This is a genomic window from Pseudogracilibacillus sp. SO30301A, from assembly GCF_037072025.1.
Classification (GTDB): domain Bacteria; phylum Bacillota; class Bacilli; order Bacillales; family Amphibacillaceae; genus Pseudogracilibacillus.
Genome location: NZ_JAXHDD010000053.1, coordinates 1 through 16983 on the forward strand (window position 1 = coordinate 1; position 16983 = coordinate 16983).

Annotated in this window: 19 protein-coding genes and 1 pseudogene; 9 read left to right on the forward strand and 11 right to left on the reverse strand. The window is 36.7% G+C overall.

The window, feature by feature from the left end:
* Positions 1–207: 207 nt before the first annotated feature.
* The gene (locus SPD89_RS18085) at positions 208–1695 is read left to right on the forward strand and encodes a BCCT family transporter (RefSeq protein WP_336263350.1); all 1488 of its coding nucleotides are present in this window, start codon (positions 208–210) and stop codon (positions 1693–1695) included.
* 152 nt (positions 1696–1847) lie between these two features.
* On the opposite strand, the gene SPD89_RS18090 is transcribed toward SPD89_RS18085, so the two are convergent.
* The 3 genes from SPD89_RS18090 to SPD89_RS18100 form a co-directional block, all read right to left on the reverse strand.
* On the reverse strand, positions 1848–2045 hold the full coding sequence (locus tag SPD89_RS18090) for a hypothetical protein (protein WP_336263351.1): 198 nt from the start codon (positions 2043–2045) through the stop codon (positions 1848–1850).
* Between the two features lie 515 nt (positions 2046–2560).
* Entirely contained in the window at positions 2561–3037 is a 477-nt protein-coding gene (locus tag SPD89_RS18095) for a zinc ribbon domain-containing protein (RefSeq protein ID WP_336263352.1), read from the reverse strand.
* A 260-nt stretch (positions 3038–3297) separates the two neighbouring features.
* Positions 3298–3840 carry a helix-turn-helix domain-containing protein gene (locus SPD89_RS18100; protein ID WP_336263353.1) on the reverse strand — a complete coding sequence of 181 codons (543 nt, stop codon included), beginning with the start codon at positions 3838–3840 and terminating at the stop codon, positions 3298–3300.
* Between the two features lie 135 nt (positions 3841–3975).
* Here SPD89_RS18100 and SPD89_RS18105 point away from each other — a divergent pair, with 135 nt between their 5' ends.
* From SPD89_RS18105 to SPD89_RS18125, 5 genes and pseudogenes are all read left to right on the forward strand, one after another.
* Entirely contained in the window at positions 3976–5331 is a 1356-nt protein-coding gene (locus SPD89_RS18105) for a sigma-54 interaction domain-containing protein (RefSeq protein ID WP_336263354.1), read from the forward strand.
* A gap of 367 nt (positions 5332–5698) precedes the next feature.
* Positions 5699–6481 (forward strand): 3-hydroxybutyrate dehydrogenase, encoded by a 783-nt coding sequence (locus tag SPD89_RS18110; protein ID WP_336263355.1) that lies wholly within the window; start codon positions 5699–5701, stop codon positions 6479–6481.
* Positions 6482–6503: 22 nt separating this feature from the next.
* Positions 6504–7784, forward strand: a complete 1281-nt coding sequence (locus SPD89_RS18115; protein ID WP_336263356.1) for a GntP family permease — start codon at positions 6504–6506, stop codon at positions 7782–7784.
* Positions 7785–7800: 16 nt separating this feature from the next.
* Positions 7801–8721: a 3-hydroxyacyl-CoA dehydrogenase family protein gene (locus tag SPD89_RS18120; RefSeq protein ID WP_336263357.1), complete on the forward strand. Its 921-nt coding sequence runs from the start codon at positions 7801–7803 to the stop codon at positions 8719–8721.
* A gap of 18 nt (positions 8722–8739) precedes the next feature.
* Positions 8740–8992: pseudogene (locus SPD89_RS18125) on the forward strand (CoA-transferase); the annotation flags it as partial.
* Positions 8993–9277: 285 nt separating this feature from the next.
* Here the strand turns inward: SPD89_RS18125 and SPD89_RS18130 are convergent.
* The gene (locus tag SPD89_RS18130; RefSeq protein ID WP_336263358.1) at positions 9278–9433 is read right to left on the reverse strand and encodes a hypothetical protein; all 156 of its coding nucleotides are present in this window, start codon (positions 9431–9433) and stop codon (positions 9278–9280) included.
* A 96-nt stretch (positions 9434–9529) separates the two neighbouring features.
* Here SPD89_RS18130 and SPD89_RS18135 point away from each other — a divergent pair, with 96 nt between their 5' ends.
* The gene (locus SPD89_RS18135; RefSeq protein ID WP_336263359.1) at positions 9530–10492 is read left to right on the forward strand and encodes a helix-turn-helix transcriptional regulator; all 963 of its coding nucleotides are present in this window, start codon (positions 9530–9532) and stop codon (positions 10490–10492) included.
* Between the two features lie 274 nt (positions 10493–10766).
* On the opposite strand, the gene SPD89_RS18140 is transcribed toward SPD89_RS18135, so the two are convergent.
* From SPD89_RS18140 to SPD89_RS18150, 3 genes are all read right to left on the reverse strand, one after another.
* Complete coding sequence (locus tag SPD89_RS18140) at positions 10767–11276, reverse strand: YfiT family bacillithiol transferase (RefSeq protein WP_336263360.1); 510 nt, start codon at positions 11274–11276, stop codon at positions 10767–10769.
* A 124-nt stretch (positions 11277–11400) separates the two neighbouring features.
* A complete protein-coding gene (locus SPD89_RS18145; RefSeq protein WP_336263361.1) occupies positions 11401–12279 on the reverse strand; it encodes a YitT family protein in 879 nt (292 codons plus the stop codon).
* Between the two features lie 524 nt (positions 12280–12803).
* Positions 12804–13496 carry an AIM24 family protein gene (locus SPD89_RS18150; RefSeq protein ID WP_336263377.1) on the reverse strand — a complete coding sequence of 231 codons (693 nt, stop codon included), beginning with the start codon at positions 13494–13496 and terminating at the stop codon, positions 12804–12806.
* A 184-nt stretch (positions 13497–13680) separates the two neighbouring features.
* Here SPD89_RS18150 and SPD89_RS18155 point away from each other — a divergent pair, with 184 nt between their 5' ends.
* Both SPD89_RS18155 and SPD89_RS18160 read left to right on the forward strand, forming a co-directional pair.
* Positions 13681–13857 carry a hypothetical protein gene (locus SPD89_RS18155; RefSeq protein ID WP_336263362.1) on the forward strand — a complete coding sequence of 59 codons (177 nt, stop codon included), beginning with the start codon at positions 13681–13683 and terminating at the stop codon, positions 13855–13857.
* 54 nt (positions 13858–13911) lie between these two features.
* Positions 13912–14184, forward strand: a complete 273-nt coding sequence (locus SPD89_RS18160) for a hypothetical protein (protein ID WP_336263363.1) — start codon at positions 13912–13914, stop codon at positions 14182–14184.
* A 239-nt stretch (positions 14185–14423) separates the two neighbouring features.
* On the opposite strand, the gene SPD89_RS18165 is transcribed toward SPD89_RS18160, so the two are convergent.
* The 4 genes from SPD89_RS18165 to SPD89_RS18180 all read right to left on the reverse strand — a co-directional run bounded on the left by SPD89_RS18165 (position 14424) and on the right by SPD89_RS18180 (position 16681).
* Complete coding sequence (locus SPD89_RS18165) at positions 14424–14606, reverse strand: YbxH family protein (RefSeq protein WP_336263364.1); 183 nt, start codon at positions 14604–14606, stop codon at positions 14424–14426.
* Positions 14607–14792: 186 nt separating this feature from the next.
* Entirely contained in the window at positions 14793–14945 is a 153-nt protein-coding gene (locus SPD89_RS18170; protein WP_336263365.1) for a hypothetical protein, read from the reverse strand.
* 299 nt (positions 14946–15244) lie between these two features.
* A complete protein-coding gene (locus SPD89_RS18175) occupies positions 15245–15685 on the reverse strand; it encodes a CBS domain-containing protein (RefSeq protein ID WP_336263366.1) in 441 nt (146 codons plus the stop codon).
* Between the two features lie 90 nt (positions 15686–15775).
* Positions 15776–16681: a choline kinase family protein gene (locus SPD89_RS18180; RefSeq protein ID WP_336263367.1), complete on the reverse strand. Its 906-nt coding sequence runs from the start codon at positions 16679–16681 to the stop codon at positions 15776–15778.
* Between the last annotated feature and the right edge of the window lie 302 nt (positions 16682–16983).

The following is a 16983-nucleotide window of genomic DNA, read 5'->3' on the forward strand; positions in this document are numbered from 1 at the left end:
ATTCATATAATTAGATTTCAATTCGGTGATTTAGAAAATATTCAGCGTTTTGAAAGCCTAATAAAGCGACTTAATAAAAAATTCGTTAGATATGATTTAGGCTAAAAAGAATTATCTATACAAGAAATAAAGTGTCTTAAATGATGGACAAGTTACATAGTATCTATAAAAGAGAGTCCTTTCAATATTATTTAGAAAGGGGATTGAATGAAAAAACTCACTTCCGTATTTTATATTTCCATCAGCTTGTCGATTATTTTTATATTATGGGGGGCTCTTGCACCAAGTCAGCTAGAAAGTGTCGCAACCAATTTGCAAATTTCTTTACAAATCAAGTTCGGTTGGCTTTATCATCTGATAGTCGGAATGATCCTGCTATTTTCCATTTATCTTGCCTTTTCAAAATATGGCAAAATTAAACTTGGTACAGATAATGAGAAACCAGAATATAGCACATTCAGTTGGTTTGCGATGTTATTTAGTGCCGGAATGGGAATTGGTCTTGTATTTTGGGGAGTTGCCGAACCCCTGTCTCACTATTACGAACCACCAATTGGCGATGCCCTGTCACAGGTTGCGGCGAAAAATGCTCTTCCTTTAACCTTCTTTCATTGGGGGCTACATCTATGGGCAATTTATGCACTCGTTGCTTTATCGTTGGCCTATTTTAAATTTAGAAGGAATTTACCCGGCACCATTAGTGCAACATTTTATCCTTTGTTCGGAGATTATGTACGAGGTCCTTTGGGAATTATTATTGATACTTTTGCTGTATTCGCTACCGTTTTTGGTGTCGCCACATCCCTTGGTTTTGGGGCAATTCAGATCAATGGTGGACTGCATTACTTAAATAATAATATTCCTTATGGATTCAGCTCACAATTCGTCATTATTATAGGTATTACGTTTTTGTTCATGATTTCTGTCTTTTTAGGAATTGATAAAGGAATGAAGTGGATGAGCAATATCAATATCATCCTTGCCATACTATTATTATGTTTTTTCTTAAGTTTCGGGCCAACATCATTTTTATTCCAATCATTTGCTACTTCATTGGGAAGGTATGCAGCATTTCTTCCAAAAATAAATTTTAGCCTTGCTCCTCTTAGTAAAAATGGCAGTAAATGGATTCACGATTGGACGGTTTTTTATTGGGCATGGTGGATTTCGTGGTCCCCTTTTGTCGGTTCATTTATTGCCCGTATATCGAAAGGCCGAACCATTCGAGAATTTATCATTGGTGTATTGGCAGCCCCAACGCTATTTTGCGCATTATGGTTTACAATATTAGGTGGTACGGGAATTCATTTTGAACTATTTGGTGATGGCGGTATCTGGCAAGCTATGAATCAAGGAATCAATTCAGAGAATGCATTATTTGCGACACTTAGTCAATTGCCGTTCAGTATTATCACTATTATTGTAACAATCGTCTTAATCGGAACCTTTTTCATTACTTCCGCTGACTCAGCAACATTCGTCATGGGGATGCAAACAACAAATGGAATGCTTCATCCGCCCAATCAAATAAAAGCGATTTGGGGCGTTATCCAAGCAGCAGCGGCAGTGGTGCTTCTTTGGTCAGGAGGTTTAAATGGACTGCAATCTGCTGCAATTGCCTCTGCCTTTCCATTTGCAGTCATTTTAATCTTTCTAATGATTTCATTACATAAAGGATTACAAGAGGAAAAATAAAGTTTAATTTGGATAAAAGGGAAAGTCCCCATTAAACATAACAGTAGTCCATGTCTAAAATAGATGTGGACTACTGTAATTACTTTTTCTGTTTCTGAGTAGTTAATACCTTCTATCCTGCTCTTTTTCTAAACACAATTTTTTAGTTATTGTTATTTCTCATCTTTATTTTGTTGCTTTTTGGTTCCTTCATTAGTATCATTTGATTCTTTTTCAGTTGATGAGGTTTTTTTAATATCATAATATGTGCGCGAACCCAATCCACCCTCACTAATCATTTTGGAAGTTTCTTTTGTACGCATTTCTTTTTCCCTGTCTATCTCAATTTTAGTTCTGTCATCTTTGACCATCGCTAATCCCTCCCATTTTATATATATTTTAACAAATTTTTAAACGATGAGTCCATCTTTAAAAATATAGAGATCTATTCACTAAAAACATGGGCTGGATTTACAGATGTACATTGCGAAATAAAGTTCTCCCTATACAAATACAAGGGTAATATTTTGAGAAAAAAGCAACTAGAATTAATCGTAATAGTGCGTGTTCAAAAAGGATGAAAAGGACCAAGAAGTTCGAGGCGGCGCAGTTTCGAGCAACGGAATGTATGCATTTAGATACATGAGTAGCGGAGAAACAAGCATTCGTGCGAAATTCGCAGTGTCATTTTTACCGGACTTTTTGAACATCCTCTAATAGCATCCTATGTAACATTACTGAACTTTAAATATCAATCTACAATTTTTAATCCCAGTAAGGAGGCAAACTGGATTGCTTGAAAAGTGGCTACTTTGCAACCTGTGAACCTCTCCACCTAAATCGAAGATTTTGGTGGAGCTTCCCTTGACTTAAATACAGCTATACGTCACGCAATTTTAGTATCATTAATACTAAGCGCCTGATGTAAGTTAATTAATGAAGCCAAGGTCTGCTGTGTTCTGGCTAGGAGCTCAGGAACTTTTGCCTGAACTGCTAACCTTTTCTTTTCAGAAAAGGATTTAAGGATTTCTCTAATAAAGTACCTTGCACCGATATTATAGGACGCATTTAAATCTGCATGATAGATCTTACCGCTTTGGAAAGTGGCGAGGTCTCTACTGTTGTTTCGCTTCCCTTCATCGGATCCATCGAAAGCTAGAGCAGAAGTGTTTTTAGGATTTATTTTTCTGATGCGCATACCGCGGTAATGAGCCATTTCTTCTACCTTGGATTGAATGCCTAATTGACACCAGTGGTGTAGTTTAGTTTGTGACGAAGCTTTTTTGCACCATAAACTCCCTTCGGAAGTTTCATTTTCCCAAGGTATTCGAATTAAGGATGTTCGCGTTGTATTCTTCTGCAAATTTTATAATCTCTACTGAGGTATTTACTTTTATATGATTCTGTAGACCATTGATTCTTCTCCAGTAGTTCGGAGCTTCAATGTAACCGGAATCGCGTTGCGCTTTCCTCAATTTGTTCGTTAGAGCTTTCAGTCGGTCTTTTTCTATTGGTTGGTTAATAAACTTTCTACCAATGACAGCGCCATCTAAAGTCATTGCTGAACAAACTGCGGAGTTTGTTGATCCCAAATCTACAAAAATAATAATTTGATCTTTTATTTTAGTTTTGTTTAACTTTATATTTTTTCTTAAATTGCAATATTAAGTGCAACACCTTTTTCCCTTTGGTTGAACGGCGGAGTTTCATTTCCAAATCTATATTCATAACGGTTAATTTACCCTCATCAATCCAGTTATATAACGTCTTTGTCAAGGGGACGTATTCAAATTGCTCCTTCCTTTTCGCACTGCCAACAACTGCATCAGGAGACCACTTCTCTTTTAGGATTTTCTCTTCCGCAAATTCGATAAACTCCCATGCCTCCATGATGGTGGAATGCGATCCGCAATTGCGGCGATTTTCTTCATAAACACAGGAACCAACATCAGGAAAATACTTCGTAAAAGGTTTGCGAAAGGTATTGATTTGTTGGACGCTACCTCGTTTCTTTTCACGTGATATGGTACTTACATCACGCCCCATTTTCTTAGCAATATCCCTCAATGACAATTCTTGTTCTAAATATGCAGCAATTTGTCCTCTTTCAATATCGGTTAGATGTGTATAATTACGCTTTTTCGTGTTAGAATGAGTCTGAGTCATCGTGAATTCCCTCCGTATATTTTTTGTTTTGGTCAACCTAAACTATACGCGGAATCACGATGACTTTCTATTGTTTTAGCTGGTGCACTTAATTATACAATGAACCACATTTTAAACTATTAAGGGGGAATTATTTTGATAGAAAAATATAAAGAAGAAATTATTGATACCATTGTAGAGAAATTATTTTATGGCCTCGTAATTGTTGATGATAAAGGAATTATTACTTACTTGAATGATAATTATTGCCAATTTCTTCAGGTCGACAAACAAGAAGCCGTCGGTCAACATGTTAAAGACATCATCGAAAATTCTCGGATGCACCTTGTTGTTAAAAAAGGAAAAGCCGAAATGTTCGACCCGCAATATATCCGAGGCAATTATATGGTTGCAAGTCGAATTCCACTTATTTCAAATAATAAAGTCGTTGGCGCATTAGGTGTTGTGTTGTTTCGGGACATGCATGATTTAACAAGAGTAAATAGTCAGATTAATCATTTATTGGCAGAGGTAAAATATTATAAAGATCAATTACAAGCAAAAACCGGCATTAAATATTCCATTAACGATATTATTGGCAGTTCAAAAAGTATCTTAATGATCAAGGAAAAAATTAAGAAAATTTCTCCCAGCGATTTGTCTGTTTTAATTACTGGAGAAAGTGGTACCGGGAAGGAATTAGTTGCCCAGAGCATTCATCAATTAAGCAACCGGAACAAGAAACCGTTTATTTCTGTAAATTGTGCCGCCATTCCTGAGCATTTATTTGAATCTGAATTATTTGGATACGAAGAAGGTGCGTTTACCGGGGCTCGAAAAGGAGGTAAAAAAGGGAAATTCCAATCAGCTGAAGGCGGTACTTTATTTTTAGATGAAATTGGTGATATGCCATTAAAAACACAAGTCAAATTATTACGTGTCTTACAAGAAGAAGAAATCGATGCATTAGGTGCGGAAACTCCACAAAAAATCGATGTTCGAGTCATCGCTGCAACGAACCAGCCACTTGATCAATTAGTTCGTGAAAAACGATTCCGGGAAGATTTATTTTACCGGATAAATGTGATGGAAATACATCTGCCCCCTTTACGTAAGCGCCCTGAGGATATAAAAATTATGGCCAACTATCTGTTGACGAAAATAACGAATAAAATTGGTAAACGTGTAATTCACTTTTCCGATGATGTCATGGATTTGTTCCTAAACTATGCTTGGCCGGGAAATATCAGAGAATTGGAAAACATTATTGAATCTGCGGTTTACTTAAGTAGTGGCGAAACAATCGATTTAATTGATTTACCAACAAGAGCACTCGAAAATCAGGTTGAGGATACAGAAACGTACCATTTGCATAAAATTTTAAAAGATACCGAAAGGCGTACGATCCAAAAAGTGTTGCAACTTACCCGCAACGGTAAAAAAGCAGCCGCAAAGAAATTAGGCATCAGTTTATCGAGTATTTATGAAAAAATTAAGGAGTATGATTTATAGTTTTCTCCATGTTTCTGGAATCAATTCCACAAAACTGGAAAATCCTTTTTGCATTTTTATGATATTCAGTGCATTTCAGATGTATTAACTGGCATCGCGGAAGTTTTGCAAGTAAGCGGATCGTTGATGAGGCAGAACCTTTGGATAGGGAGCCATTCAACGATTTTTTTATTACAACAAGAAGCTACTATCCCTATTTTCCCCCTTTTTAAGAATTTTTCTTGTATCCCTCCCCCTCTTGGCATGAGAATTGCATCTGTATTTAACAAGGAGGTGAAGAGATTATTTCCTTGTTACAATGACGGATAGGAAACTGAGGACGGAAGAAAAACAGTACAATTTAAAACATGAAAAGGAGATAAATCATATGTTGAATGGAAATGGAAGAGTCGCCCTTGTTACAGGAGCAGCAAGTGGAATTGGATACGCGATCGGCATGGAGTTACTCAAAAATGGATATAGGGTCGTTTTTAGTGATCTGAATGAACAGGGTTTAGCAGAAGTCACAAAGAACCTAGCAGAAAAGAAAGAGTATTTTAACATTTTCCCATGTGATGTAACGAAGGAATCCAAAATAAAAAATACGATAGATTTTACGGTGAAGCAATTTGGTAGCCTTGATGTGGTCGTAAATAATGCTGGCATGCAACATGTGGATTTGGTAGAAGATTTTCCAACTGAAACATTTGAACAGATGACCCAAATTATGATGACTGCCCCATTTATCATGGCAAAGCATAGTTTTCCAATGATGAAAAAACAAAAGTTTGGACGTATTATTAACATGGCTTCGATCAATGGTTTAGTAGGTTTTGCTGGAAAAGCCGCTTATAATTCGGCAAAACATGGAGTAATTGGATTAACAAAAGTTTTGGCATTAGAAGGAGCGGACTATGGGATAACGGTAAATGCACTATGTCCGAGTTATGTGGATACACCTCTTGTCCGTAACCAACTGAAGGATTTAGCGACAACGCGGAATGTCTCGCTAGACAGCGTGCTCGAGGAAGTGATTTATCCACTGGTTCCGCAAAAAAGATTAATATCCGTTAAAGAAGTAGCCGATTATGTTTTATTTTTAGCAAGTGACATGGCAAAAGGTGTGACGGGCCACCCTGTTGTGATTGATGGCGGATACACAGCTCAATAAAATCTAAAAAGGAGAATGATGTATGTTAGGAATTATCCTTGGATTAATTGTCTTAATGGCATTAGCATATATAGGCTGGTCCATTCTATGGGTTGCTCCGATTGCAGCGGGAGTTGTAGCAATCTTTGGGGGTTTGGATCTGCTTGATGCCTATAAAAACACCTATATGGAAGGATTTGTTTCTTTTGCGAAAGCTTGGTTCCCTGTCTTTATGTTAGGAGCAATTTTTGGTAAGTTAATGGAACTTACAGGGATGGCTAGATCGGTCGCCATTGCGTTAACAAAAATTATTGGAACGAAACGTGCCATACTCGGCGTACTCGTATCAGCTGCCGTATTAACCTATGGTGGTGTCAGTCTCTTCGTGGTTGTATTTGCCGTTTACCCATTAGCATTAACGCTTTTTAAAGAAGCAAATATTAGCAGAAAATTGATGCCGGGTACTGTTGCATTGGGCGCTTTCACCTTTACAATGACAGCGCTTCCGGGGACTCCACAAATTCAGAACTTAATTCCAATGGAGTATTTTCATACGTCTACAACGGCGGCACCGGTGATGGGAATCATTGCCACGATTGTCATGGCGGGCGGAGGTTATTTATACTTACGTTGGCGTGAAAAGGTTATGCGAAATCAAGGAGAAGTGTATACGGAGCCAGAGGAAAAAGTGGATTTCAATCATATCGATACCCCACACTTCATCTTGTCAATATTACCTCTGCTTACCGTGTTAGTTACGTTAAATATCATTAAATGGGATATTGTCGTTGCTTTATTGTCTGGAATTTTATTAATTATGGTATTGAATGTGAATATATATAAGCAATTTATTGAGGCAATCAACACAGGTGCATTAGGTTCGGTTACTGCAATTATTAATACAAGTGCTGCTGTTGGATTTGGTACGGTAGTTAAAGTAGTTCCGGGTTTTGACAGATTAACAGAATTACTACTTGGGATTAAAGGAAATCCGTTAATATCTGAAGCCGTTGCAGTAAATATTTTAGCTGGTGCAACAGGATCCGCTTCGGGTGGAATGGGAATTGCCCTGGAAGCACTCGGGTCCAAATATTACGAAATAGCTTTAGAGTCGGGAATAGCCCCTGAAGCATTTCACCGGATTGCATCTCTCGCTTCAGGTGGGCTAGATACACTGCCACATAACGGAGCCGTATTAACGTTACTAACAATTACAGGAATGAGCCACAGGGATAGCTATAAAGATATTTTCGTTGTATCCCTTGTCCTCCCAATAGTCTCTGTTATAATCGCGATTATTTTTGCGTCATTAGGAATCTATTAATCTGGAGGGATAAAATTTGGAAAAAATTACAATTATCGGAACCGGTACAATGGGCCATTCCATTGCGTTAGCAATCGCTTGGGCAGACTTACCTGTTACCGTATATGGCCTCGATGACGTAGAGATCGAAAATGCAATCAAAGGAATCGAAAGCAAAGCAAACGTGCTGAATGAAAATAACGTCATCGATGAAGGGCAAGTCGAAAAAGTTATCGACCGCATTCGATTTACGACTGATCTCGAAGGGGCAGCAACCGATGCTACATTTATCATCGAAGCTGCTCCAGAAATCTTAGAACTGAAGCAGGATCTGTTTAAAAAACTAGAAGAATGCTGTGCGACAGATACGATTTTTGCCAGTAATTCATCCAGTTTACTACCGACCGACATGGCAAAAAATTTACGTCATCCGGAGAGGGTTCTGGGCACCCATTTTTGGAATCCCGCCCATCTCCTTCCCCTTGTTGAAATTATTAAAGGAGAAAAAACGGAAAGTGCGTTTATAGATAGAGCGCGGGAATTGATGGTTCGTATTGATAAACAACCAATCCTTGTGAATAAGGAAGTGGTCGGCTTCGTCGGGAACAGATTGCAATTTGCTTTATTCAGAGAAGCGCAGTATCTATATGAATCAGGCGTCGCTTCCATTGAAGATATCGATACAGCCGTAGAGTTGAGTATCGGACGTCGTTTAGGAATAACTGGTCCATTCATGACTGCAGATCTTGGGGGATTGGATATTTTTAAAGCGATATCAGACTATACGTTTCCAGATATGTCTAATAAAAAAGATGCATTTGACTCCATCAATCAACTTGTTGAAGCAGGAAATCTCGGTGAAAAAAGTGGCAAAGGATATTATGAATGGAATAAATCTTTCAGCAAAGAAATGAAGCAAGAACGGGAAGAAGAATTAATTTGTTGGCTAAAAAAATGAACGAGGAGAGTTACACGTATGAAGCAAATTTTCGCATCATTTGATGAAGCGATCCAAGATATATTTGATGGTGCGACCATTATGGTTGGAGGCTTCGGCCTTTGTGGCATTCCCGAAAACGCCATTGCAGCACTTGTCAGGAGCGGCGTAAAAGACTAACCGTTATTTCTAACAACTGTGGTGTAGATGATTTCGGACTTGGATTATTGTTGTAAAAACAAACAGATTAAAAAATGATCAGCTCCATGCTGGTGATAACAAAGAATTTGAAGGCATTTTAAAAAAATGAAATGGATGTTCATCGTCCCCCTACATGTTACATTTTGGGGTAAACTTTTTTCGGTTGAAAGATCAATGAATAATTCGGCACATTATAAACAAAATTCAGCGATCCTTGAAATACTTCAGCGACTTCGTCAAAAGTTCAGCGCACGCTATCGTTTGTTCAGCGAATAAGACAAAAATTCAGCGTGTAACCAAAAATTCACAAAAAAAGGTGCCTACCTCCATCCAGGTCGGCACCTTCCTTCATTTTTATAAAAATAAATCCTTCAACTTAGCCCAGAATCCTTTTTCTTTGCTCATCATCAGTTTCAGGTTCTGCACGTTTAATACTCTCTGTTTTCAAGATAAATTGTACTGCATTTACGAGCTCTGTTTCGATCCCCAAAACAGTAAAGCTATCTTTTTCTTCTAAAGTATAATTTGCCATTTTTAAATTCCTCCCATTAAAAATTTGTTTTTTTACTTGTTGGGATTATAATAACATTAAACCGTGTCAAAAAATGATACTGTTTAGGAGGTCCAAATGAAAAAAGTTGAACGGATTAATACGATCATGCGGTATATCAACAACCGCTCTTACTTTACAATTTCTGAAATAATGCGGGAATTTAACATCTCTCGTTCGACAGCTATTAGGGATATAAGGGAAATTGAAGCCATGGGGATGCCACTCGAAGCTGAAGTTGGAAGGGATGGCGGTTATTCTGTCATAAACAACGCTGTCCTGCCTTCTATTCGCTTTACCGATAATGAAGTTAAAGCACTGTTTATTGCCTTTATGGCCTCAAGAAATCAACAACTTCCCTATCTAAAGAGTCGACAGTCTTTAGCTGAAAAGTTACTAGGCCTCATCCCAGAAAGCCAACAAGATACCCTAGTTTTATTAAATCAAGTCTTGCTTTTTGAAGGTACTAATCCCAATAATCCTGATTTACTAGATCTGTCTGACCTCCCTCATCATATGTTAGAAAAACTTATCCAACTCCTACTTTTGGATAGCCATTTATTGATTTCTATCAAAGAAGGAAAGGAAATAAAGTCTTATCCAATTTATCTCTTGCATCTATTTCGAGAAAAAAATCTCTGGCAAATTGATGGATTTGACCTAAAGGAAGAAAAGAGGAAGATTTTCCCTGTCGATCATCTCACTAATGTAGAACCATACGTCACGAAGAAAAGAGTTAATCTGAAAAAGATTTTGGAAATACTACATGAACAAGCTGAAGAAATCAACCTTGTCCTTGAATTAGGTCCAAAAGCAATAGCCCAGTTCAAAAAATATCATCCTTTAAAGTTTTCAATTTCCTATACAAATCCTTACCAGGCCACAGGCATTCTTAAGACTTTTATCAATGTTCATATACCCGAAGAATTGACCGATATGACAAATTGGCTACTTTTCCTAGGTGAGGATATCAAGTTTAGAGAAGTGCCAGAAGAAGTTTTAGAAAGTTTACAAAGGAGAGTATGCTTATACTCCCAATAGCAGTGGGGCTTGTCCAGTTATCAAGACTGTTCGACTTGATGTGGCAGTTTTGGGATAGGAGAAATTCTTCGCCAATCTGGCTCGATTGTAGTACAACATTATTCGATTACTACTCCCGATTGTTATATACCCGCCAGCTAGAGTTTGCAAAATCTCTTCATACTTTATTTTACCTAAGATTATTTGCCAAATAATTTTTTAAAAAAATATATTAGGAAAACCCTTTGTTAAAAATAATTAGCTTATCGAATTTCGATAAGCCAGTTCCATTGTTTTATTTAGATATGGCGATTTTTATGTGGGCTAAGTGATGCTCCTCGTGCCAAGCTAATTTTGCAACTTTTGTTGCAACTGTTATTTTACCGTTTTTCTCGTGGGTAAAAACTCGATCTAATTGCTCTTCAGTTAAACTATTTCCTAAAGATACAATGCGTTCATTGATCCCTTCAAGCATTTTAATAGAACTTTCTACAGGAAGCTCTGTATCCGGTTGAACAGCCCACTTGTCTTGATCAAAATTTGGTACTGTTGGATTCTCATCTGTTAAAGCTAGCTTCAAACGTTGAAACATGTTCACTTGAGAATCTGCAATGTGATGAACTAATTGTCGAATAGTCCAACTACCATCACGATATGTTCTGTTTAATTCCTCATCACTTAACGAATCGACAGTTTCTCTTAATCGGATCGTATACGTTTCGATTTCCTTAAGCCATTCTTGAACATTCTCTAATGTCACCTTTTCAGGAACTTGTAATTTTCCAATTGGAAATTTTCCGTCCATTTTCCCACCCCTTTTTCTTTATTTTTATTCATAATTTTTTACTACTTATGAAGTAATCCTCTTTATACTTTAACATAGATATCTAATTAACTGTTTTACTCAAAAAATAGCTCGATTATAGTCCTCACTTTGTTTGTTGTATTTCATTATCGACTGTATCTCCTTCTTTTCTAAAGAATCCGAAAATACCAGCCGTCTGGATTATGTTTGTAAATGCGTGTGGATCGATGTCATTAATAATTCTTTCTAAGTCATATAATTCATAGCGAGTAATGACGAGATATAGCATATTTTTTTCTTCTTTTGAATATGCCCCTCTTGCTGGGATAATCGTGATACCGCGAATCAGTTCTTTATGTATTGCTTGTTGTAATTCTTCTGCCTTATGTGTCACAATCAACACAGTTACTTTTTCGTGACGTGTATGAATCGCATCGATGACGACTGTCGTCACATATAGAGTCAGCATCGTGTATAAAGCATTTTCCGGCTCGTATAGGATCCCTGCGGCAAAAATGATGACCGCATTTAATAATAAAAAATAAATACCAATTGGTTTATCTTGTAGCCGTGATAAAATCATTGCAACAATGTCCATCCCACCTGTAGAAGCACCACGCTTTAAGGAGATTCCGACACCTATTCCACCAATCACTCCACCTGCAACTGCATTTAAAATAATATCTTCCGATAACGAAATGATTGGTAATAGTTCCAAAAACAATGTCGAAAATATAACAGAAAGAATGCTATAAATGGTAAATCCTTTTCCGATTTTAAACCAACCGATAAGGAGAACCGGAATATTAAGAAGAAACAATAATATCCCTGTACTTATGTCAAATGACAAAAAATCCTTGAATATACTCGACAAGAGCTGAGCAGCCCCACTAAATCCATTTGCATATACATTTGCGTTAATTAGGAAAAAATTCAATGATATTGCTAATAAAAAAGAGCCTAAAATAACAACGGCAATCCGCTTTGCTTCCATTAAAAACATAGGAAGTTTCAACCTCCTTCAATTGAATACTATTTATCGTACTGCTTTTTATCCTACTTTAATGGGTCAGTACCCGAAAATGAAGTTATCTTAATTATACTCTTGTTTCACTAGCTATAAACTAGGATTATACTGCAAATACTAGTTAATAAAACTATCTATGGATTTTACTTGTCATTAATGAGTAATTCAGCGATTAATGAAATAATCCAGCGGTTCTGGCATAATTTTAGCGTATCCAATTGTTCATCTTAGCGAATACGGTAAAAATTGAGCAAAGCGCAAAAATACAAAGATCCTGATCTTTTCCACTTAACAAAGATCTACCCGTAAATTATTTGGAACGATTGCTTTATTTTATATAAAAACCTAGCGTGTGACTCGACATCTTACAAGTGTAACTCCACGTGTTGCAAATCCACTTAACGTCTAATCCTGCTGACATGTGGTACGTTGGAGTTATACCTTGATATTATCATAATTATTTATTTTGCTGTTTTTTTAAAAATTCTTCAATTGATAACTTAATTACTATTGGATAAGTATACCTCTTCGAATGGTTGAATAATAACAAACCCATCTCCAGAAAACTCCATTTGGATTGATTCCCCACTTCCACGGCCAAGGAATGTTCGCAAGTTAATATCTGTTTTAAACTCGGGCGCTAAATTTCCGGACCAAGCTACTGTAGCATTTGGATCCGTAATGACTGGATCACCAGGGCGAACGATAAGTGTTAACGGATCAAAATGAGTCGTAATAGCTACTTTCCCGGTACCTTGTAACTTTACATTAAATAATCCTCCAGACATCACTCCAGCAATTTTTCTCATCAGTTTAATATCCCACTCGATATTTGGATCAAACGCAAGAAGGTCATTGCCATTCACTGTAATTGATTCATCATGCAAATCAAAAATAGTAATCTTTTTTCCTTGATCCGCCAGATATAGCTGGCCATTTCCGGTAGCTTTCATGAGGGAGCTTCCCTCGCCAGTAAGAGCTTTTTTAAACATCTTTCCCAAGCCGTGCTCAAGTACCCTTTCTCGTTCAAACTTAATTTGACCTGTATAAGAAACCATCGAACCCATCTTTGCCCAGACTACATCCATTAAATTTACTTCCAAAATTCGTGATGTTTCCAATTCAAAAAAATCACTTTCTTCTTCATCCTGTTTTGTTCGTTTAATAAATTCATTAAGAGAATAATTACTCATTGTCATTGCTCCTTCCATTAATTCCTTTTGCATAAGTATACACCATAAAATACAAGTAAAATATTGTTATGCAAAACATTTTTTGTTTAAAGCAGATAGACCCCGAAGCATTAAGAAATGGTCATCTACTATAAAGTGTAATCATTACATATTCTAATTTGAATATTACAGATAGGAAGAGGTAATGAATGGAAAAATATATAAAGGGTATGCTAGTTCTTTTTGCAGTTTCTTACTGATGGCATGCAGTGATGATGAAAGTGCAAATAATAATCAAGGCAATAAAGCAGTTAATCGTTCCCAAAACACTGACAATGGGGATGCAAATGAAAAGGAAGCAGTGCATTCTTTCGAAGACTAGAATGATAACTTTAGTAATTGGATTACTGAAGTAATCGAAATTATCGAAACTGATTTGGATGACCCTAGAATCGAAGAAACCAACAACGATGAAGGATTCACGTATTATCTTAAGTCTGAAGCAATTAAAGATTTACGAGCTTCAATGGGGACATATGTAGAAGGTGAAGCAATCGAAAAAGATTTGAGCAACTTATTTTTACTCCAATCGGTACCTTGTCATAATCAATTCGTGCGTACTTCACATATAGATCCAAACGGCCAATCAGTAGAAGCAACGGAATACTTTGAAGAGTGGGAACAAGCACCCAAGCATACGAACACATGAAGCAATTGTTTCACGACCTTGACATTGCGGTTAATCACGACGGAGAAGGAGAAACATACGGTGTGACCTATACATTGAACGGCGACAATGTATTAAAATTGGAAGCAACTTGGAGCGGCAATTAAGTCAGCTTTTTTATACAAGCCTTTATTCTCTATGGCTCGTTAAATAGATTAATTTTGTTGGATCATAAATTTAAAGTAGACTGTCTTCATGACAGTCTATATCTAATTCCTTATTCACTGTTCACAATAATTATCTACTAGCTGTTCAATTTGACCAGGATCAGGATATTTTCCCGAAAAAGAAAATTTGATCTCTTCTATGAATTCTCCGTCCTTGTAAACGTGTATTGCTCCATTTTGTGCGATGACACTATATTCTGGTTCGAAAAGGTATCCTTCTCGTTCAATTGCTCCCACTGAAATCACTCCTTCATAAGCAGTACATTAGTTAAAATTCCCATTTTCGCATTGGATATACGCTTAAAAAAGCCTCATTTATTCAGATGTTGACTTTTCCTTACCCGTACGATAGCCCATTGCTTTATAGCCGGTTAAACGTTTTTCGTACATTCTTTTTAAAAGAGGAACATTTGCATCTACATATCACACACTTGTACGCTGTATCTTTTCTTGAAGAGAAGACTTTTTTGTTATTATTTTGGCAGAAGAAATTCCTGTACCTTGACTGTGCATTAATTTAGCTAATAACTTTTTTAAATAAAGATTTTCATTTTGTAATTGTTTATAATCCTGCATCATAATCCCTCTATGAAATTGAAGTCACCTCCATTATACTCATTTTTCAGAAAGTATAAACTAGAATGGCTAACGAATCCATTATTTAGCATGTCATCAACGAGTTATTCAGCGATTTACATACATAATTCAGCGTTTATTGAAATAGTTCAGCGATTCCAGTAAAAATTCAGCGCATTCAACCGATCATTCAGCGAATAACACAAAATTTCAGCACTTACGAGGATTAGACCCTAATATGTTAAGCAAAAAGAACGTTGAACAATATTATGATCAACGTTCTTTTACCAAATTGATATTTACCGCTTCTGTTGGGGCTCTGAAGGTGTAGAAATATTTGACAATGCTTCTCCTGCAGCCTCATTCGATAAATTATCTACTGCTAAATCACCTAAAGCAACCATCCCTACAATTTGCCCGTTTTCTACGACAGGTAAACGACGTATTTGTTGCTGTGCCATTAATTGAGCTGCTTCTTGTACATCCATTTCTGGTGAACCTTGAACTACTTGTTGAGCTGTCATCACTTGAGATATTGGTGTTTGTGCACCTTCTCCTTGAGATGTCGCTCGAAGTGTAATATCACGATCCGTAATAATCCCTGCCATCTGCCCGCTACTATTTAAAACAGGGATCGAACCAATATTATATTGACTCATGAGTTCTGCCGCTTCCTGTACAGTTTGCGACTCATTTACTGTAACAACATTGGATGACATAATGTTACGTAATTGTTGCATAAAAATTACCTCCTTCATATTGTAGAATGGATTAGTTTAGAAATAATATGAGAGGTATTTCATTTTAAAGAGAAAATTCTTAACTCTTAACTACACAACATCATCCTGATTGTACGTCATATTATAATGAGCAATATTATTCGCTGCCCGCTCTATGCGTTTTATTGCAACAGAACCAAAGTCATCACCTTTGGCTTCTTTATAAATCGTCCACAAACTCCATAAATAATCTTGGAACACTTTATGCAACAATATCCGCTGTATTTCTTCCGGATTAGGTTCGCGTTCTAAATAATGTTTTAGAAAAAATAGCTCTTCTTCTTCAGTGAAACTTAACGATACAAATAGTGTAGCAAGATCCCACATCGGGTCAAACATTCCACTATATTCCCAATCGATTAAAAATAGTTGTTTATTAGTATCTAAAAGAATGTTTGCAGAAACAGTGTCAATATGACATGGAGTCTCCTTCACATCAAATGATTCATATACCTTTTTTAATTTCAATATATCGTTCTTTAATGGTGCAACTTTTTCCATCATTAGCGGATTCACCTTGATGACAAGGTCTTCATAATGGTTCATTAAGGAAAACAAGTGAAACCGATTTTGCATGACAGTTTTAGACCGATGAAGATGTTGAAATACAACGATAACTTCTTTCATCATCTTTCCTTCTCGTGCTAGCTCCGGAGTAAGCGTTTTCAAAAAATCGATTTTTCTAGTAATTTTGACCCCACTAGCAACATCAAAGTAGACAAGCTCCGGATTTATACCAAGTTCTGTACCGTAAATAAGATTATTTTTTTCGGCATATCGATCTATTAATTCTTCCGTGCCATAGCCCGGAATCCGTACAACATATTTTTCACCATTCACTGTCACAAAATAGCTCTTATTTGTCATTCCACCAGGAGCTTCCCTAATATCAGTAATCACAGGATCCACAAGGTGCAATGCATTCCGAATTAAAGAACTGATCATCTTTTTATCCATGCAAACCCCTCCATTTTGTATCACTTATTATTGGTCAAAAAAAGAGCCAGCTCAGGCTCTTGATTTAATAATAGTATAATTTATATTATAACATACATCTGTTTTAAATCCGCATATCTCAACCAAATTCCTTACGGTTTATAGTAGCTTATTCATATGTGGCGCCATAATTGCCTGTTCGAAATGGAAAACTTACAAATTAGACTTCCTGTGAAATGCTGTAAAGGAATAACTTCCGTTGCAACGGCTGGTTGCAATTTAACCACGGGGATTCCGATTTATCCACGAGAAATGCGTAATAA